Genomic DNA, 19,269 nt, shown 5'->3' with positions numbered 1-19,269 from the left:
CCTTACGCGGCTTCTGCGGCCATCCGTTCGGCCTTGGCGACCACTTCATCGATGCCGCCAACCATGTAGAAGGCCGCCTCGGGCAGGTGATCATACTCGCCAGCAACCACAGCCTTGAAGGACGCGATGGTCTCTTCCAGCGGCACCTGCACACCGTCGGAGCCGGTGAAGACTTTCGCTACGTCGAAGGGCTGCGAGAGGAAACGCTGAATTTTCCGGGCGCGGGCCACGGTCAGTTTATCCTCTTCGGAGAGTTCATCCATGCCGAGAATGGCGATGATGTCTTGCAGCGACTTGTAGCGCTGCAGGATACCCTGGACGTCGAAGGCCACGCTGTAGTGCTCCTCGCCAACAACGGCGGGGTCCATCAGCCGCGAGGTCGAGTCGAGCGGGTCCACAGCCGGGTAGATGCCGAGCTCCGAAATCGCACGGGACAGAACGGTGGTCGCGTCGAGGTGCGCAAACGAGGTGGCCGGCGCGGGGTCGGTCAAGTCATCCGCAGGCACGTAGATCGCCTGCACGGAAGTGATCGAGCCGTTCTTGGTCGAGGTGATGCGTTCCTGCATCGAGCCCATATCGGTGGCCAGTGTCGGCTGATAGCCCACAGCGGAGGGGATACGGCCCAGAAGCGCCGACACCTCGGAGCCCGCTTGGGTGAAGCGGAAGATGTTGTCCACGAAGAACAAAACGTCGGTCCCGGACTGGTCGCGGAAGCTTTCCGCCATCGTCAGACCCGACAGAGCCACCCGCATCCGCGCGCCCGGAGGCTCATTCATCTGACCGTAAACCAAGGCCACTTTCGACTTGGTCAGGTCATCTGCGTCGATCACGCCGGATTCGATGAATTCGTAGTAAAGGTCGTTGCCCTCACGGGTCCGTTCGCCGACACCGGCGAACACCGAGTAGCCCGAGTGAACCTTGGCGATGTTGTTGATCAGTTCCTGGATGAGAACCGTCTTACCCACGCCCGCACCGCCGAAAAGGCCGATTTTACCACCCTTGGCGTAAGGGGCGAGAAGGTCGATCACCTTGATGCCGGTCACAAGGATTTCCGACGCGGTGGATTGCTCGGCAAATTCCGGGGCATCGGCGTGGATCGAGCGATGCTGATCGGCGCCAATCGGGCCTTTTTCATCAACCGGGTCGCCAACAACGTTCATGATCCGGCCAAGCGTCGCGTCGCCGACAGGCACGGAGATCGGGCCAGCGGTGTCAGACACTTCTTGACCGCGCACCAAGCCTTCGGTGGCGTCCATCGCGATGGCGCGGACTGTGTTTTCACCCAGATGCTGGGCCACTTCGAGGACCAGGGTTTTGCCATTATTGTCGGTGTTCAGCGCGTTCAAGATCTCCGGCAGGTGATCTTCGAACTGCACGTCCACGACGGCGCCGATGACCTGGGTCACTTTGCCTTTTGCGTTTGCCATGTGGTTTCTCCGGGTTGTCTTTAGAGCGCCTCGGCGCCCGAAATGATTTCAATCAGCTCGTTGGTGATGACCGCCTGACGCGAGCGGTTAAACTGGATCGTCAGTTTGTCGATCATCTCGCCTGCGTTGCGGGTGGCGTTGTCCATCGCGGACATCCGCGCGCCCTGCTCCGAGGCGGCATTTTCCAGAAGCGCGGTGAAGACCTGGGTGGCGACGCCACGCGGCAATAGGTCTTCCAGGATAGCTTCTTCCGAGGGCTCGTAGTCGTAAAGTGTCGATGCGCTGTCATCTTCGCTGGCCTCGAACACAGCCGGGATCACCTGCTGCGCGGTCGGCACTTGGCTGATCACCGACTGGAAGCGGCTGAAGAAGATCGTCGCGACGTCGAACTCATCCGCATCGAAACGGCCGAGAATATCAGACGCGATCTCTGCGGCATTGGCATAGCCCACGCGCTTTACTTCGGTCAGGTCCACGTGATGGATCATATGATCCTGGTAGTCCCGCTTCAGTTGCTCTCGGCCTTTCTTGCCAACGGTGATGATTTTCACCGTCTTGTTCGCGCTCAAAAGCTCTTCGATTTTGGCGCGGGCCAGCCGCACGATCGATGAGTTAAAGCCACCGCAGAGGCCGCGTTCGGAGGTCATCACCACCAGAAGATGGGTTTGATCGCTGCCGGTGCCCGCCAAAAGACGCGGCGCGCCTTCGGCATTGCCAACGGAGGCCGCAAGGCCGCCCATCACGTCATTCATCTTCTCGGCATACGGACGCGCCATCTCCGCCGCCTCTTGCGCCCGGCGCAGCTTGGCGGCGGCGACCATCTGCATCGCCTTGGTGATCTTGCGGGTCGATTTGACCGCCTCGATCCTGTTTTTTAGGTCCTTGAGACTTGGCATGAACCCGTCCCCTTATGCGAAGTCGGCGGCGTATTCGTCCAGCGCTGCGCGGATCTTATCCTCGGCTTCGCCTTTGATTTTCGGGTCTTCCTTGGTCAGGTAATCCAAAAGATCGCCATGCTTGGACCGCAGATGGGTCAACAGACCTTGCTCAAACCGGCCCACATCGCGCGTGCCGATATTGTCCAGGTAGCCTTGGGTGCCCGCGAAGATCACGCAGACGATTTCGGCATTGGTGAGCGGCGAATACTGCGGCTGTTTCATCAGCTCGGTCAGGCGCGCGCCGCGGTTCAGCAAGCGCTGCGTCGAGGCGTCGAGATCGGAACCGAACTGCGCAAAGGCGGCCATTTCGCGATACTGCGCCAGTTCCAGTTTCACCGGACCCGCGACCGATTTCATTGCATTGGTTTGGGCCGAGGAGCCCACGCGAGACACCGACAGACCGGTGTTCACAGCGGGGCGGATGCCTTGGAAGAACAACTCGGTTTCCAGGAAGATCTGGCCATCGGTGATCGAGATCACGTTGGTCGGAATAAAGGCCGACACGTCGCCGCCTTGGGTTTCGATGATCGGCAGCGCGGTCAGCGAGCCAGCACCGTGATCTTCGTTCAGCTTGGCCGACCGTTCCAGCAGGCGGGAGTGCAGATAGAACACGTCGCCCGGATAAGCTTCCCGGCCCGGCGGACGACGCAGCAAGAGCGACATCTGACGATACGACACAGCCTGTTTCGACAGGTCATCATAGATGATCAGCGCGTGCTTGCCATTGTCGCGGAAATATTCGGCCATGGCGGTCGCAGCATAAGGTGCCAGGAACTGCATCGGCGCAGGGTCCGACGCGGTGGCAGCGACGACAATCGAGTATTCAATCGCGCCGGTCTCTTCGAGCTTTTTCACCAGCTGCGCCACGGTGGAACGCTTCTGCCCCACGGCGACATAGACGCAGTAGAGCTTCTTGCTCTCATCATCGCCCGCGGCGTCGTTATAGGCCTTCTGGTTCAGGATCGTGTCGAGCGCGACGGCGGTTTTGCCGGTCTGACGGTCACCAATGATGAGTTCCCGTTGACCACGACCGATCGGGATCATCGCATCGATGGCTTTTAGGCCGGTGGCCATCGGCTCATGCACCGACTTACGCGGGATGATGCCCGGCGCTTTCACATCCGCCACACGGCGCTCAGCGGCGTCAACAGCGCCTTTGCCGTCGAGCGGGTTGCCCAGGCCATCAACAACGCGGCCCAGAAGGCCCTCGCCTGCGGGCACGTCCACGATGGAGTTGGTGCGCTTGACGGTGTCACCTTCTTTAATGTCGCGGTCGGAGCCGAAGATCACGACACCGACATTGTCCGCTTCGAGGTTCAGCGCCATGCCCTGAATACCACCAGGGAATTCGACCATCTCACCGGCCTGCACATTGTCGAGGCCGTAAACCCGGGCGATCCCGTCACCGACGGACAACACGCGGCCGACTTCGGCAACTTCGGCGTCCTGACCGAAACTCTTGATCTGTTCTTTCAGGATCGCAGAAATCTCTGCTGCTTGGATCGCCATTTATCCGACCTCTTTCATAGTGTTCTGGAGGGCGTTGAGCTTCGAGCGGATCGAGCTGTCGATCATTTTCGAGCCAACTTTGATAACAAGACCGCCGATGAGGCTTTCATCGACGGTCGCATTCAGGTTCACATCTTTACCAACGGATGCTTTCAGCGCTTTGGCCAGCTTGTCCGATTGGGTTTTGGTCAAGGCCTTGGCCGAGATCACATCGGCGGTCACTTCGCCTTTATGCTCGGCAATCTGCGCGCGCAGAGCGCGGAGCAGCGCCGGGACAACAAACAAGCGACGCTTTGCAGCCATCAGGCGCAGCGTGTTGCCGGTCATGTCATTCAGGCCCATCGCAGCGGCGACCGCGCCAATCGCGGCTTCGGTCTCATCGCGGCTGTAAATCGGAGAGGTGATCAGGTCGCTCAGATCGGCGCTATCGGCCAGGGCGGCTTCAAGGGCGAAAACATCGGCCTCGAGCGCGTCGAGCGCTTTCGCTTCGGTGGCCAGTTCAAACATTGCGGTCGCGTAGCGCGCGGCAATGCCGGTCGAAATCGAAGCAGGTTCGGACACGTCCACCCTTTCAGTATTTTGGCCCAGGCCGCGCGAGGGTCGCGCCCGGGCAGTTCGCATACGTGCAGGGTGGGCCCCCGCCGTTTCCCCAAAAATCGCGCCTGATCTAACAGAGGGGTTGGATTGCTGCAACCGCCACGACAAACCGGCAAAATGCAGCCATTTCCTTAGTTTTCAAGGCTTTGACCATGGGGTGGAAAACTGCGACGCTTTGAAGCTTCCCAAGATAGGCAATTTCTATCGCGAAATCAGCGATTCTGAACGGTCGTTGATGCGCTGCGCCCCGACAGGCCCGCGGGCTGTGGCACACCATCCAAGACCCGCAGCGGCCGCCGCACCCGTTCCGCCAGCCCGGGCCGCGTCGGCTGATAGACTTGCTTCGAGGCTTCGACCAAGATCACCCCGCCCGCGTAATAGGAGGAGAGTTTGCGACCGAGCTTTTCGACCATCTCGGCGCTCTTCAGCCACGCACGGCGATTGCTGGGCGGCGCGAAAAGCGCGGCGGCATGGCGCTCGGGCACGAAATCATGGCGCTTCAACTGCGCCTCTAACTGGCCAAGCGAATAGGGGCGACCAAAGCCAAACGGGGTCACATCGCGCCGCGCCCACATGCCGGACCGGTTCGGCACGATGAAAAGCGCCCGCCCGCCAGGCCCCAACACACGCGAGCATTCCTCCAAGACGGAGGCCGGGTGTTCCGAGGTCTCAAGCCCATGCAAACAGACAATCCGGTCGGCAAAGCCGGTTTCAATCGGCCAGCGCCCTTCGCGGCAAAGGACGGAGACGTTATCGAGCCCGGCGGGCCAGGGCATCACCCCCTGCTCCGCCGGCATCAAGCCGATCACCCGGCGCGCATCGGCCAGATACGGGCGCAAAAGCGGCACGGCAAAACCGAACCCCACCACGGTTTGCCCTTTGGCCTCGGGCCAAAGCGCCTCCACCTGATCGCGCACGGCTTTCTGCGCGATCCGACCCAAACGGGTCCGGTAGTAGAACTGGCGCAGGTCCAGAACATCGAGATGCATTGCAAACCCCTTGGCCGTAGGCGACGCTGCACAGGCACCTTAGCCGCAGCGTCGGAGATTACCATGGCCCAGACCGCCCAGATCGTGACCATTCCCTGTCTCAGCGACAATTATGCGTTTTTGTTGCATGATCCGGCCAGTGGCCGAACGGCTTTGATCGATGCGCCCGAAGCCGCGCCGATTCTCGCGGAACTGCAAACACGCGGTTGGGCCTTAAGCGACATCCTCCTGACCCATCACCATTGGGATCATGTCGAAGGGTTGGCCGAGTTGCGCACGGCGACCGGCGCGCAGGTTTGGGGCGCAGCGGCGGATGTTGAGCGCTTGCCGCCGCTGGACCACCAGGTGGCGGAGGGCGATAGGGTCATAATTGGCGATCTGACGGGAACCGTGATCGACGTCTCCGGCCATACGATCGGCCATATCGCGTTTCACTTTCCCGCAGCCAAGGCGGTGTTTACCGCCGATAGCCTGATGGCGCTTGGCTGCGGCCGGCTGTTTGAGGGCAGCCCGGCGCAGATGTGGGAAAGCTTGCAGAAGCTCGCCGCGCTGCCGCCAGACACCTTGGTCTGCTCCGGCCATGAATACACTGCCGCCAACGCGAAATTCGCGCTGACCATTGAACCTGAGAACGCCGACCTTATCTCTCGGGTCCAGCAGATCGAGACCGCCCGCGCGGCAAACACCCCAACCGTTCCAAGCAGCCTGGCCGATGAACTGGCCACCAACCCGTTTCTGCGCGCCCATCTCGACGAGGTGAAAACCGCGATCGGCATATCCGGCGCCGCTGATGTCGATGTTTTCACCGAAATCCGGGCGCGGAAGGATCGGTTCTGAGACACATGTCAAATCGCCCGAAAACTGGGCACGGCAACAACAGCCATAGAAAAAAGGGGCCGAGGTACCCGGTTACAGCCATGTTACGAATTATTTGATCAGTTTTGCCTTGAAACCCGGACGCAAAAACCGAAGCTTAATAACATGAGGCCATCGTCAGCGGGCAGCTTCCCCGAAAACCCGCTGCATATGAAAAGGAGCACCCCACGTGCCGTCGTTTTCGAACACCCTTGAGCAGGCCATTCACGCAGCGCTGGCGCAGGCCAACGCGCGCCGCCATGAATTGGCGACCCTGGAACATCTTTTGCTGGCGTTGCTTGACGAGCCGGACGCCACGAAAGTCATGAAAGCCTGTAGCGTCGATATCGAGGCGCTGCGCGAGACGCTTGTGAATTTCATCGACGAGGATCTCTCGACGCTGGAAACCGATGTGGAAGGCTCCGAAGCCGTTCCCACTGCCGCGTTCCAACGGGTGATTCAACGCGCCGCGATCCATGTGCAATCCTCGGGCCGCACCGAAGTGACCGGGGCCAATGTGTTGGTCGCGATCTTTGCCGAGCGCGAGTCGAACGCCGCCTATTTCCTGCAAGAGCAAGATATGACCCGCTATGACGCGGTGAATTTCATCGCCCATGGCGTCGCCAAAGACCCGTCTTACGGCGAAGCGCGGCCCGTGTCTGGCGCCTCCGATATGGAGGATGAAAGCGCGCAGAATCCCCAAGGCAGCGAGGGTGAAGGGGAGCAAAAGGAATCGGCGCTGGCGAAATACTGCGTCGATCTGAATGCCAAATCCGAAAAAGGCGACGTGGACCCGCTGATCGGGCGCGATCACGAGGTGGAACGCTGCATCCAGGTGCTCTGCCGCCGCCGCAAGAACAACCCGCTGCTCGTGGGCGACCCCGGCGTGGGCAAAACGGCGATTGCCGAAGGGCTTGCCCGGAAAATCGTTTCAGGCGAGACGCCTGAAGTGCTGTCCGGCGCGACGATCTATTCGCTGGATATGGGCGCCCTTCTGGCTGGTACCCGCTATCGCGGTGATTTCGAAGAACGCCTGAAGGCCGTGGTGACGGAGCTGGAAGATCATCCGGACGCGGTGCTGTTCATCGACGAAATCCATACCGTGATCGGCGCGGGCGCGACCTCTGGCGGCGCGATGGATGCCTCCAACCTGCTGAAGCCTGCCCTTCAGGGCGGCAAGCTGCGCTGCATGGGGTCGACGACCTACAAAGAGTTCCGTCAGCATTTCGAGAAGGACCGCGCGCTCAGCCGCCGATTCCAGAAAATCGACGTGAATGAACCGTCGGTGGAAGATGCGGTGAAAATCCTGCGGGGTCTCAAGCCCTATTTCGAGGATCATCACGACATCAAATACACCAATGACGCGATCAAAACCGCCGTCGAGCTGTCGGCGCGCTATATCAATGATCGGAAACTGCCGGACAAAGCCATCGACGTGATTGACGAGGCCGGTGCGGCGCAACATCTGGTGGCGGAATCCAAACGCCGGAAAACCATCGGCGCGAAAGAGATCGAGGCCGTCGTTGCCAAAATCGCCCGCATCCCGCCGAAAAACGTCTCGAAAGACGATGCCGAGGTGCTGAAAGATCTCGAAGTGACGCTGAAACGCGTGGTCTTCGGGCAGGACAAGGCGATCACAGCGCTATCCTCTGCGATCAAACTGGCCCGTGCGGGCCTGCGCGAACCGGAGAAGCCGATCGGCAACTACCTCTTTGCGGGCCCCACCGGCGTCGGCAAAACCGAGGTTGCGAAACAGCTCGCCGATACGCTTGGCGTGGAACTGCTGCGCTTTGACATGTCGGAATATATGGAGAAACACGCGGTTTCCCGCCTGATCGGCGCGCCTCCGGGCTATGTCGGTTTTGACCAGGGCGGCCTCCTGACCGATGGCGTGGATCAGCACCCGCATTGTGTGCTCTTGCTCGACGAAATCGAGAAAGCGCATCCGGATGTGTTCAACATCCTGCTTCAGGTCATGGATCACGGCACGCTGACCGATCACAATGGCCGGTCGGTGGATTTCCGCAATGTGGTTCTGATCATGACCTCGAACGCGGGCGCGACAGAACAGGCGAAAGCCGCAATCGGCTTTGGCCGCGACCGTCGCGAGGGCGAAGACACCGCCGCGATTGAGCGCACCTTCACGCCCGAGTTCCGCAACCGTCTGGATGCAGTGATCTCCTTCGCGCCGCTTGGCAAAGAGATCATCTTGCAGGTTGTCGAGAAGTTCGTGTTGCAGCTTGAGGCACAGTTGCTTGACCGGAATGTCACCATCGAACTGACCCGGCCCGCCGCCGAATGGCTGGCCGATAAGGGCTATGACGACAAGATGGGCGCCCGTCCGCTTGGCCGGGTGATCCAGGAGCATATCAAGAAGCCGCTTGCCGAAGAGCTGTTGTTTGGCAAACTCGCCAAAGGCGGCAATGTGAAGGTCGGGGTGAAAGATGGCGAGATCGATCTCAGGATCGAAGAGCCGGGCAGCCCACGGCTCTCGCCGAAGAAAAAGCCGCCGCTCCTGACGGCGGAATGATACGACGGAACATCTTCAAAGCGGCGGTCCTCACCGGGGCCGCCGTTTTTGCATCCAACGCTTGGGCAGACGCACCGGACTTGGCCTTTCCGGTCGACTGCACCCTTGGCGAGACCTGTTTCCTGCAACAATTTGTCGACCGGGATCCGGGGCCTGGGGCGCGGGATTTTACCTGCGGCCCGCTCAGCTATGACACTCACCAAGGCACCGATATCCGCCTGCCTGACCTGGAGGCGATGGCGGCGGGCGTCATGGTCACCGCCGCCGCCCCTGGCGTGGTGCGCGGCATCCGGGGTGGTGTGCCGGACACAGGCCAAGCTGGCATGCCCGTGGGCCAGGATTGCGGCAATGGCGTTGCGATCACCCACGAGGATGGCTGGGAAACGCAGTACTGCCACCTGCGCATGGGCAGCGTCTTGGTCGCAACGGGCGATGCCGTTGAAGCCGGCACGCCGCTTGGTTTGATCGGCCTCTCCGGCAACACCGAGTTTCCGCATGTTCATATGACCCTCCGCCATAATGGCACGGTGGTGGACCCGTTCGATCCATCGGAGACAGCCCAGTGCGGCATCGGTCACGATGCGCTCTGGGCCGACCCGATCCCCCTGCAAATGGGCGGGTTTCTCTCCGCCGGGTTCTCGGACACCATTCCTGAATTCGACGCGATCAAGGCCGGCACGGCGGATGCAGCAACGCTGACCGCACGGGCCGCGCCCGCCCTGGTCATCTGGGGCAGTCTGTTCGGTGGACGAGCGGGCGACGAGGTTGCGCTCTGGATCAGGGCCCCTGATGGCAGCCTCTTCCACTCCCAGACCGTGACCTTGGAACGGACCCAAGCGCAGCTTTTCCGGGCCTCTGGTCGCCGTGCACCGGCGGGTGGCTGGCCGACGGGCCTCTATAGCGGAGAAATCACGCTCACCCGAGGTGGCGAAACCATCGACCGGATCGAAACCCAAGTGACGCTCAATTAACGCTCGGTCAGTTTCAACTCGATCCGACGGTTCTGCGCCCGCGCTTCAGACGAGTTTTCCGGGTTGATCGGTCGGTATTCGCCGAACCCGGTGGCCGCCAACCGGCGGGGCGGAATGCCCAAATCTTCCGACATGAACAGCACCACCGACAGCGCCCGCGCCTGGCTCAACTCCCAGTTATTGGCATAGCGCCCGCCGCCGGAGAGCGGAATGTTGTCGGTATGCCCATCGACTCGGATGATCCAATCGATGCTGTCGGGGATCTCATCCGCGATCTCTGCGAGCAGCGCGGCGACATTGGCAATCTGTGCCCGGCCCTCGGGCGCCAATTCGGCGGATGCGGATTCAAACAGCACCTCGGAGGAAAAAACGAACCGGTCCCCGTCGATCCGAACCCCCTCGCGCCCCTCCAACAAGGCCCGCAGTCGCCCGAAAAACTCCGAGCGGTAGCGTTCCAACTCCTGGGCTTCGCTCGCAAGCCGGGCCGCTTCTTCGGCCAACCGTGCCGCCTCCGCCGCCTCCAAAGTTGCACGGGCGCTCTGCTCCGATGCCAGTTGCGCCAAGGCGGTGTTCAACTGCGCCCCAAGCGTTTCAATCTGAACCTCGGCCTCCGCATCGCGCGCTGCCGACGCATCAAGCAGTGTTTGCAGACCGCCCAATTGTGCCCTGAGCGCCGCCACCTGCTCGTTCAGCGCCGCGACCTGACGCTGGCTCTCTGCGGACAGCGCCTCGGCCTCTTGCAATTCGAGATTGGCCTGCGCCAGGAGCGCCGCACGGATCTCCGCTTCGGTTAGATTGTTGTCGAGTTCGGCTTCGGCCAAACGTTGCGCCGCCAATGCTTCGGCAAGCGCGGTTTCAAGCGCCGAAAGCCGTTCGGCCTGACCTTGCCCGTCGCTCTGCAATGCAGCGGCGCGGGCTTCGGCCTCGGCCAAGGCGGCCTCAAGAGCCGCCGCCGTCTCGGCCTCACTGGCACCGTCGGCCAGGGCGGCGGCCAGCCGTGCCGCGAGATCGTCTTCGGCGGCATTGGCGGCGGCCAAAAGGGTGAGCGTCTCTTCCGCCGCGCGCCGCTGTTCTTCCAAGGCAAGCGCCATGGCGGTCAGCTCCGCATCCGCGTTTTCGAGCCGTGCGCGCAACGCTTCGGCCGCGGCCGCTTCGGCCAAACGCACTGTTTCCTCGGCACTCAAGGCGGTCTCGGTCTCCGCCAGCCGGGCGCGTAACGCTTCCGCCGCCGCGACCTCGGCCAAACGCGCCGCCTCCTCAGCGCTCAGATCATCTTGCAATTCGGCAATCTCGGCATTGAGCGCGGCGCTGTCCGCCTCCGCCACCTGCAAGGCCGCTAGCGTCTGAGCCAAAGTGGCCTCGGTGCTTGCCGCATCACTCTGCAAATCCGCAATCAGCGCTTCCAACGCCTCGCGTTCGGCTGCAGCCAAGCGCGCCGCTTCAGCCGCTGCATCCACTTCGGACCGGGCCGTCGCGAGCGCAAGTTGCAACGCCTCGGCCTGACTGATCCGCTCAGTGATCTCGGCGCGGGCCGCATCGCGATCTGCGGTCAGTTCGGTGTTGGCCGCGAGAAGCGACGCGACCTGCTCTTCGAAGCTGGCGAGCCGCGCAGCCTGAGCCTCCCCCTCGGCACTCAAAGAGGCGATCAGAGCCGCCTGCAACTCGGCCTCAGCCTGCGCATCAGCCAGATTTGCGCCAAGGGTCGCCACCCGATCCTCCAACCGCGCGTTCGCACCCTGCGCCAGGCCAAGCGCATCGGCGAGCTGGTTGAGCTGCGCATTCAGCTGGTTCAGCTCATCATCCTGGGTGCTGATCTCTTCGCGAAGCACATATTGCACCACCATGAAAATCGTCAGCAGGAAGATCATCACCATCAAGAGCGCGGTGATCGCATCCACAAATCCCGGCCAGATCGAGGCGGTGAACCGTGTACCTGCCCGTCGGTGAAAGGCCATGGCCGGTCACTCCCCGCCGCGAGGCGCACGCGCAGGTTGACGGGGGCTCGGGGCGGGCTCGGCGGCGGCTTGGGTCAGGTGCTTCAACGCCTCGGTGAGGGCTTGCAAATCCCCTCTCAGGGCGTCGATTTCGTCGTTTCGACCTGCCCCCATTTCTTCGAAAATCTTCAAAAGCTGCACGTCAATCGAGCGGAGTCGCATCCGGCTTTCGGCATCGATCCCTGCCTCACCTTGCGTCGCGGCCAGCACCTCCGAAAGCCGGTCTTGCGCCGCCGCCAACCGTTCGGTCGCCTCAACCGGGCCCGGGCCAAGACGGTCGGTCAGCGCGGAGACCGAGGCCGAGAGTTCCATCATACGGGTTTCGGTCTCAGCCCGGCGGCTCTCGGATTGAGCGAAGAGGCTTTGCAGCGTGTCGATCTGGTCGACCATGTGATCAAGCACGGTGGCGATTGCGCCACGGTCGACACCGCCGCCGTCGCCATCCGAGGAGGAAAACCCGACGCGTGTGATGGTCGACAGCCATTCCTCCATCTCGCGGTAAAACCGGTTCTGCCCATGGCCCGCGAAAAGCTCCAGCAGCCCCACAACCAAAGACCCCGCGAGGCCCAGTAGCGAGGAAGCAAAGGCCGTGCCCATGCCGCCCAACTGATCCTCCAGCCCATCCATCAAGCGGCCAAAAACGGCGATCCCCTCCTCGCCCTCGGTTGGCTGCAAGCTGCGGATCGTCTCAACCACGGCCGGAACGGTTGTAGCGAGGCCGAAAAACGTGCCCAGAAGGCCTAAGAAAATCAACAGGTTGGCAATGTATCGGGTGATATCGCGGCTTTCTTCCATCCGCGCGCCCACGGAGTCGAGGATCGAGCGCGAAGACGAAGACGTAAGCTGCATCCGCGCGCCCCTGCCCCGGAACACACCCGACAACGGCGCCAGCAAGCGCGGCGCCCGCTCCATATCATGACCGTCACGATCCGTTGCGACGCCCTCAATCCAACTGACCGAGGAAAAGAGCTGTAGCACCTGCCAGAAACAGGCCAGCACGCCGACCACAAAGACAATCGCGATGGTTCCATTCAGGAACGGATTGGCCAGGAACACCGGCTCGACACGCGGATAGACAATCACCCCGCCAAAGCCGACAAGACCGCAGATGATCAGCATCAACACGATCTGCCGCGACGGTTGGGTAAAACGGGGCGCCGGGGCGCCGATGGATCTGCTCGTCATGGCTGGTCTTTGGCCATCCTGATTGGGTCGGCACAGCCTACAAGGCTTGTGCGTCTCTGCCAAGCACGCGAAAGACGCCGACCGTGCCTCGATTCAATACCGCATCATCGCTTGGCTTGGATTTCGACAGCGCTGTTGCGAGGCGTCAGGGTTGGCCGTTCAGGCCGCCCCCACCGCAGGTTCGCGTGATCAAAGGAGGCTGGCATCTTCCTTTTCGGGGACCGCGAGGGCCGCAGCTTTGGGGGCAGCCGCACCGGGCATCCCAACGGTTGCTTGTGCGAGCGGCAGGAACGGCGCGGGGGTCGCCTCCCCCCTGAGTTCGGTGAGCAGCATCCGGTGATCAGCGGCGGCCTCCACCGATTGCTTGATCGCGGCGCGCGCATTTTGCAGATGGCGGCCCCAGACCTCCTGCCGCAGAGGCAGGGTCGCGGTCATTGTCGGGCTGCCATACCCGGTCTCATAGACCCGTTTGCCAAGAAGCACGGTCTGATACACACCCGGCGAGAAAAGGGACGCGAATTCAAGGTCATATGGCCCTGGCAATGTGTGTTTCCATAGTTCGAGATTCTCGGCGAGGCTATCCGGCACCTCCATATTCCGCGCGTCGATCCAATAAGGGTCATCGGTCCGGTTCCCAAGCGCGTAATGCAGGCAGATGAAGTCACGCACCTCGTCATAAAGCGCATTGGACAGCTTGTTGTAGCGGGCCCGGAGCGGCTCGGGGAAATCCTGATCCGGGAAATACGTTGCCAGCCAGCGCACGGCGGTATCAATCATGTGGATCGCGGTGGATTCCAGCGGCTCGATAAAGCCGCCCGACAGACCGACCGCAACGCAGTTCTTGACCCAGGCATTCCGCGTCCGCCCAACCCGCATCGGGATGACGCGCGGTTCTGCCCCCTTGGCCTCATCCCCCAGATGGGCCAGGAATTCATCCATTGCCTGCTCATCCGTTCGATGCGCGCTGGAAAACACGTAACCGGTGCCGATCCGATGATAGAGCGGCACGCGCCAGACCCATCCAGCGCCAAGCGCCGTCGATTGGGTGACCGAAGGCAGTTTGGCGGGGTCGGAATGCGGGATCTGCACCGCGAGCGCTTTGTCGTTGGCCAAGTATTTTGAATAAGAAACAAAGGGTTCCTTCAAAACCTGGTTGATAATCACCCCTCGGAACCCGGTGCAATCAATTACCAACTGCACCGGATGGCGGCCGCTTTCCTCTAGGTTCACCGCCGCGATATAGCCCCGCTCATCCTGCTCCACATCGACCACATCTTCGAGGATATGGGTGACACCCCGTTCCACGCAGATATCGCGCAACATATGGGCGAACTTGCCGGCATCCAGATGATAGGCGAAGCCGATCCGCCGATCATACTCTTTAGCCCCAAGCGCGCGCGGCCCTTTGAACGCGCGGGCCAAATCGACAGCAGCGGAATAAGTCTGCACGAAATCCAGCGCCCCGGCCCCGTGACGCAGCATAAAATACCCGGCGTCGATACCTTCGACCGAGGGCACCGGGTTGAACGGGTTCACATAATCAATCTGCTGGCCGTCTTTATCGACATTCCAATTGCGAAACAGCACGCCGAGTTTGAAGGACGCATTGCAGGTCTTGAAAAACTCCTGCTCTGGGATTCCGGCATTTCTGAGCGTGCGCGGCATGCCGGGCACGGTGGCCTCACCCACGCCGACGGTCGGCACGTTCGGCGATTCAATCAGGGTGATTTTGACGTCTTTGCTGGCCCGCCCTGGCCGCGTCAGAATGCTTTGCAACAAGGTCGCGGTCAGCCACCCCGCCGTGCCGCCGCCCACAATGGTAACGTCTGTAATCGGTGCGCCCATGATGTCCCCCGTCCACCGCGGCGCCGGACACCCGCGGCCCATTTTGAATGCGTGATCAAATAATACAGCGTCGGAAATCGAACTCTGGGCTTAGCCTAACGGGCGAAAAACCGCCTGACCAGTCTGCTTACCCTTTTGCAACAACGCCCACGGCTCGTTGCAAGGCTTGAGCCACGGTCGCCCGTGTCTCGGCTTTGGCCGGGCCGCGCGCCGCGACAAGGTAGAAATCGTCGGCTGGGGCAACTGCGGGGCCGACCGGCACAAGCTGCCCCGTCGCCTCCAAATCGCCGGTGATCGAGCGCCAGCCCAACATCACCCCCTGCCCGTTCAACGCCGCCTGCGTCGCTTGGACGTAGTTGGTGAATTGCACCGCCCGCCCTTGGCTTGGCGACAAGCCCGCGCGACGCCGATATTCCGCCCAGCTCACCCATCGTGGATCGTCGGTCGTGACATGTAGGGCCGGGCTCTGCTGCCATTTCACCCCCGCGAGATTGGGGTGACAGACCGGGCGGATGCATTCCTCAAACAAAAGGCTGACCGCCCCGTCCTGCCAAGCACCGTCGCCAAAGCGGATCGCCAGATCGACGCCCGGCGCCAACTCGGGCGCGCCGTGATGCGTGGTCAGCACATTCACGGCAATCTCAGGCATCTCCGCCGTCACCAACGCCAGGCGCGGCATCAGCCAATAGGTCGCCACGCCGACCGAACAGGCAAGCGTGATGGTGTCGGGGTCTTCCTCTTGCTGAAGCGCGCGGACCTCTTCCAAAGCCGCGTCGATCCGCGCCAGGCCCTCACTGGTTGCGCCATGCAGGATCTGCCCGGCCCGGGTGAGTGTCGCGGGTCGGGTGCTTCGGTCGAGCAAGCGAATGCCGAGGTGATCCTCAAGCTGCCGTATTGATTGGCTCACCGCCGCCTGGCTCACATTCAGCATACGGCTCGCCGGGCGAAACCCACCGGAGCGGATCACCGTTTCAAAAACCTGGAGCAAGCGGAGCGGAATGTGGTCAGACATATGATCATTTCAAATTATACTATGATCAGTTTTTTCCGCATTGTCAGGAAACACAAGGCAATTTTACCTTGATGAATATGGGAAGCCTCAGGCGCACAACATAAGATCAGGACATCGGCAATGAACACACTGACCAAACCGGCTGTCACGTTGCAGGATCAGGGCCTGACACTCCATCTGACAGATGGCGCGCGCGCCTATTTCAACTATTTCTGGCTGCGCGATAACTGCCCCAGTTCCTTCGATCCCCAAACCCGTGAGCGGAGTTTCGATCTTCAGACCTTGCCCGCCCCGCCCCGCGCAACAACAGCCGACATTACGGACACCCATCTGGTGATCTCGTGGCAAGGGGAAGATCATATCAGCCGCCACAATCTTGAGTTCCTGGCAACCAATAGCAGCGCCACACCGCGCCCCGACCCCGCCGATCTGCCCCGAAAACCCTGGTTCAGCGACCATTATCCCAACATGCAGCGCTTCGCGCAGCCGGAGGTGATCGCCAATCCTGCAGAGCGAGCCGCCTGGGCCAAGGCACTTCTGACCGATGGCGTGGCGCTCGTGACCGAGATGCCGGAGAATCCAACCGGGTTGGAAGACACCGCCGGACTCCTCGGTCATATCCGGGCTTCGTTCTTTGGGCCATCCTTCGAGGTCAAGACCCATATTAAACCGACCAACCTGGCCTTCACCTCCAAGGCTTTGGAAATGCACACGGATCTGCCACCGGAGGATCTGCCGCCCGGCATTCAGTACCTGCATTGCCTTGCGAACAGCGTGGCAGGTGGCGACAGCCTGTTTCTGGACGGGCTCGCCGTCGCCGAAGATTTCCGCAACTCGAACCCAGAGGATTTCGCACTGCTCGCGGAGACCGACATCCCGTTTTTCTGCGAACATGAAAGCTTCGACATGCGCGCCCGGCAGCGGGTGATCGAACTGAACACGCGGGGTGAGGTCACCGGGCTGACCATCAGCGGCCATTTGCAGGACGTGTTTGATCACGACCAACGCTTTCTCGACCGATATTACCCGGCCTATTGGCGCTTTGCCCGCCATATGCATGACCCGACATATTTGATGCGATTCCGGCTCAACGCGGGCGAATGCATCTGTTTCGACAATCACCGCATCGTCCATGGGCGCGAGGCCTATTCTGCGACCTCTGGCGAGCGTCATCTGCGCGGCTGCTACACCGACCGGGGCGAGTTGCGCAGCACATATCGCGCGCTGGTCGCACAGGGGCAGGCATGAGCCCCCGGGATCTGAGCACCGACGAGGTTCAGGCCCTCCGCGTGGACCTTGCCGCGGCCTTCCGCCTCGCGGTTCATTTCGGCTGGCACGAATCTGTTGGCAATCATTTCAGCGCCGCGATCTCCAGCGATGGGAAACGCTTCCTGATGAACCCGAAATGGCGGCATTTCGCGGAGATCAGAGCGAGTGATTTACAAGTCCTGGATGCCGATGATGAGAGCATTATGGCGGCCGATCAGGCCCCGGATGCCTCGGCCTGGTGCATCCATGGCACCGTCCATCGGTTGCGGCCCAATGCCCGGGTGATGTTGCATCTGCACCCACCGCACACCACCGCGCTTGCGAGCCTGAAAGATCCCCGGCTTTATCCGATTGACCAGAATACCGCGCGGTTCTTCCATATGGGCGTCGATCTGGGTTTTGGTGGCATGGCCGATGACGCCGAAGAGGGCAATCGGATCGCGCATGCCTTTGGCAACCATTCGGTCCTGATGATGGGCAATCACGGGCTGAGCGTCATTGCCGATACCGTCGCCGAGGCCTTCGAACAGGTGTATTTCTTTGAAAAGGCGGCCGAAATTCAGATGCGCGCCTATGCCAGTGGCCAGCGCTTGAACATCATGTCAGACGAAATTGCCGCCAAAACGGCCGCCAGTTGGGCCGACTATGCCGGTGCCAGCTTCGCGCATTTCGCCTATCTGAAACGGATGCTCGACCGGGAGCAGCCGGACTACAAAGACTAGTCCAGCTCGGTCCAGGGCCAGGGTTTCACTTCGCTCGCTGCGGTCTGAAACCGGGCGGCCTTGGCGATCCAAATGCCAAGATCGGTGCCAAATTCGGCCAAGCGTGCATTCGGCTCGCCATTATTAATCACCATGATGACGAATTGGATAATCGTCAGCACGCCAAGAACCGTCTGCGCAAAGCTGATCATGACGGCGATGATGATCATATAGATCAGCCGCATGACCAGGCCTTCCCGACCACTGGGTTCATCTTGCTCGCCATTCAGGCGGCCATCGACCTTTTCTTCATCGCTGAGCGGCATCTGATTTCTCCTGGGTCACGGGACTCAGCGTAAGACTACCCCAAGGGCAGCTCAAGACACCACCTCAAACACCGCATCGATCATGGCCTGCGTGCCACGCGAAAACTCAAGCGGGCAGGCATAGGGCGCGCCATCAAGAAGGGTAGCGTTAAACGCCTCCACCTGAGCCACATATTGCCGGTCTTTCGGAAAGCGGAAGATGCGGTCTTCCCGGCCATCTCGCCACAGCTGCACCTGGGCCTCGGCATGATTGCCAGCATTGAACGGCGCGGGCAGGCGGATATGGCCTTGGGTGCCTTCAAACACCATCTCTTGTCGTCGCGAAGCCCGCATCGAGACATGAAATCTCAACCGCACCGCGCCGACTTGTGCCGAAATCCAGGTCGAGGCATCGACGCCCGCCTCCCGGATCATCTCGGCATCAGTGACCTCGGGCTCCAGCCCGGTCGCGAACCGAAATGTGCCGATCGGATAGACACCTACATCGCGTAATGCGCCGCCGGCCAGATCGGCGCTGTTGCGCACATTGGCCGGGTCGCTCAAGCCATAGGTAAAGACACCGGTGACGTGATGCAGATCGCCAATTGCGCCCTCGGCAATCAAATCGCGGGTTTTGGTCCATTGCGGATGGTGGACCGGCATGAAGGCTTCGGCGATCAGATGGCCATGACGATCCCGCGCCGCGATCAGCCGATCAAAATCCGCCTCGGTGAGCGCGATGGGCTTTTCGCAAAGAACCGCTTTACCCGCCTCGGCGGCTTTGAGCGACCACTCCACGTGCAAGGCATTGGGCAGCGGGATGTAAATGGCATCAATCTTGGGGTCCGCCAAGAGCGCTTCATAGCTGTTATGAACACGGAGCCCTGGGGCCAGTTCGGCAAAAGGCGCCGCTTTTTCCGTATGACGGCTCGCGACAGTCGCCAAGACACCGCGCCGCGCCTCGTTGATTGCTGGCGCCATCGTGGTTTTCGCGAAATTCGACGCACCCAGAACGCCCCAACGGATGTGATTTGTCATAGTCGCCTCCCTGCTCGGACGCGGTGTTAGATCAGCGTCCAGTCACAAGAAAGCCCCCCTTGCTGATTTGCAAGGGGGGCTTTTGTTTGGGCATTTGGGGGGAG

The 19,269-nt window shown here is 61.3% G+C and carries 16 protein-coding genes; 5 read left to right on the top strand and 11 right to left on the bottom strand.

Going from position 1 to position 19,269, the window contains the following annotated elements; all coding sequences use genetic code 11:
• Positions 1-2: 2 nt before the first annotated feature.
• The 5 genes from atpD to GTF44_RS12635 form a co-directional block, all read right to left on the bottom strand.
• Positions 3-1,427: a F0F1 ATP synthase subunit beta gene (gene atpD / locus GTF44_RS12655; protein ID WP_171561577.1), complete on the bottom strand. Its 1,425-nt coding sequence runs from the start codon at positions 1,425-1,427 to the stop codon at positions 3-5.
• A gap of 20 nt (positions 1,428-1,447) precedes the next feature.
• A complete protein-coding gene (locus tag GTF44_RS12650; RefSeq protein WP_171561575.1) occupies positions 1,448-2,323 on the bottom strand; it encodes a F0F1 ATP synthase subunit gamma in 876 nt (291 codons plus the stop codon).
• Between the two features lie 12 nt (positions 2,324-2,335).
• The gene (gene atpA / locus GTF44_RS12645) at positions 2,336-3,874 is read right to left on the bottom strand and encodes a F0F1 ATP synthase subunit alpha (protein ID WP_171561573.1); all 1,539 of its coding nucleotides are present in this window, start codon (positions 3,872-3,874) and stop codon (positions 2,336-2,338) included.
• Positions 3,875-4,435 (bottom strand): F0F1 ATP synthase subunit delta, encoded by a 561-nt coding sequence (locus tag GTF44_RS12640; RefSeq protein ID WP_145215891.1) that lies wholly within the window; start codon positions 4,433-4,435, stop codon positions 3,875-3,877.
• 248 nt (positions 4,436-4,683) lie between these two features.
• Entirely contained in the window at positions 4,684-5,460 is a 777-nt protein-coding gene (locus GTF44_RS12635) for a class I SAM-dependent methyltransferase (protein WP_171561571.1), read from the bottom strand.
• Positions 5,461-5,523: 63 nt separating this feature from the next.
• On the opposite strand from GTF44_RS12635, the gene gloB reads away from it, so the two are divergent.
• From gloB to GTF44_RS12620, 3 genes are all read left to right on the top strand, one after another.
• Complete coding sequence (gloB, locus tag GTF44_RS12630) at positions 5,524-6,297, top strand: hydroxyacylglutathione hydrolase (RefSeq protein WP_171561569.1); 774 nt, start codon at positions 5,524-5,526, stop codon at positions 6,295-6,297.
• 208 nt (positions 6,298-6,505) lie between these two features.
• A complete protein-coding gene (clpA, locus tag GTF44_RS12625; RefSeq protein WP_171561567.1) occupies positions 6,506-8,845 on the top strand; it encodes an ATP-dependent Clp protease ATP-binding subunit ClpA in 2,340 nt (779 codons plus the stop codon).
• On the top strand, positions 8,842-9,816 hold the full coding sequence (locus GTF44_RS12620; RefSeq protein ID WP_171561565.1) for a M23 family metallopeptidase: 975 nt from the start codon (positions 8,842-8,844) through the stop codon (positions 9,814-9,816). Before clpA ends, GTF44_RS12620 begins: the two co-directional genes overlap by 4 nt.
• Here the strand turns inward: GTF44_RS12620 and GTF44_RS12615 are convergent.
• From GTF44_RS12615 to GTF44_RS12600, 4 genes are all read right to left on the bottom strand, one after another.
• The gene (locus GTF44_RS12615; protein ID WP_171561563.1) at positions 9,813-11,771 is read right to left on the bottom strand and encodes a peptidoglycan -binding protein; all 1,959 of its coding nucleotides are present in this window, start codon (positions 11,769-11,771) and stop codon (positions 9,813-9,815) included. The genes GTF44_RS12620 and GTF44_RS12615 overlap by 4 nt on opposite strands.
• A gap of 6 nt (positions 11,772-11,777) precedes the next feature.
• Positions 11,778-12,995: a biopolymer transporter ExbB gene (locus GTF44_RS12610; protein WP_171561561.1), complete on the bottom strand. Its 1,218-nt coding sequence runs from the start codon at positions 12,993-12,995 to the stop codon at positions 11,778-11,780.
• A 189-nt stretch (positions 12,996-13,184) separates the two neighbouring features.
• A complete protein-coding gene (locus GTF44_RS12605; protein WP_171561559.1) occupies positions 13,185-14,840 on the bottom strand; it encodes a tryptophan halogenase family protein in 1,656 nt (551 codons plus the stop codon).
• 127 nt (positions 14,841-14,967) lie between these two features.
• Positions 14,968-15,852 carry a LysR family transcriptional regulator gene (locus GTF44_RS12600; RefSeq protein WP_171561558.1) on the bottom strand — a complete coding sequence of 295 codons (885 nt, stop codon included), beginning with the start codon at positions 15,850-15,852 and terminating at the stop codon, positions 14,968-14,970.
• A 120-nt stretch (positions 15,853-15,972) separates the two neighbouring features.
• Between GTF44_RS12600 and GTF44_RS12595 the strand changes: the two genes are divergently transcribed.
• Together GTF44_RS12595 and GTF44_RS12590 are read left to right on the top strand one after the other, a co-directional pair.
• Entirely contained in the window at positions 15,973-17,100 is a 1,128-nt protein-coding gene (locus tag GTF44_RS12595) for a TauD/TfdA family dioxygenase (protein ID WP_171561556.1), read from the top strand.
• Entirely contained in the window at positions 17,097-17,843 is a 747-nt protein-coding gene (locus tag GTF44_RS12590; RefSeq protein ID WP_171561554.1) for a class II aldolase/adducin family protein, read from the top strand. Before GTF44_RS12595 ends, GTF44_RS12590 begins: the two co-directional genes overlap by 4 nt.
• Here the strand turns inward: GTF44_RS12590 and GTF44_RS12585 are convergent.
• Positions 17,840-18,148 carry a DUF4389 domain-containing protein gene (locus GTF44_RS12585; protein WP_171561552.1) on the bottom strand — a complete coding sequence of 103 codons (309 nt, stop codon included), beginning with the start codon at positions 18,146-18,148 and terminating at the stop codon, positions 17,840-17,842. The genes GTF44_RS12590 and GTF44_RS12585 overlap by 4 nt on opposite strands.
• 51 nt (positions 18,149-18,199) lie before the next feature.
• Positions 18,200-19,165, bottom strand: a complete 966-nt coding sequence (locus tag GTF44_RS12580) for a Gfo/Idh/MocA family protein (RefSeq protein ID WP_171561550.1) — start codon at positions 19,163-19,165, stop codon at positions 18,200-18,202.
• Positions 19,166-19,269: the final 104 nt, after the last annotated feature.

The organism is Roseobacter sp. HKCCD6576-2 (assembly GCF_013179285.1).
GTDB lineage: Bacteria > Pseudomonadota > Alphaproteobacteria > Rhodobacterales > Rhodobacteraceae > Rhodophyticola > Rhodophyticola oceani.
The sequence above is the reverse complement of the archived record's forward strand: the minus strand, read 5'-3'. Positions and strand labels throughout refer to the sequence as shown.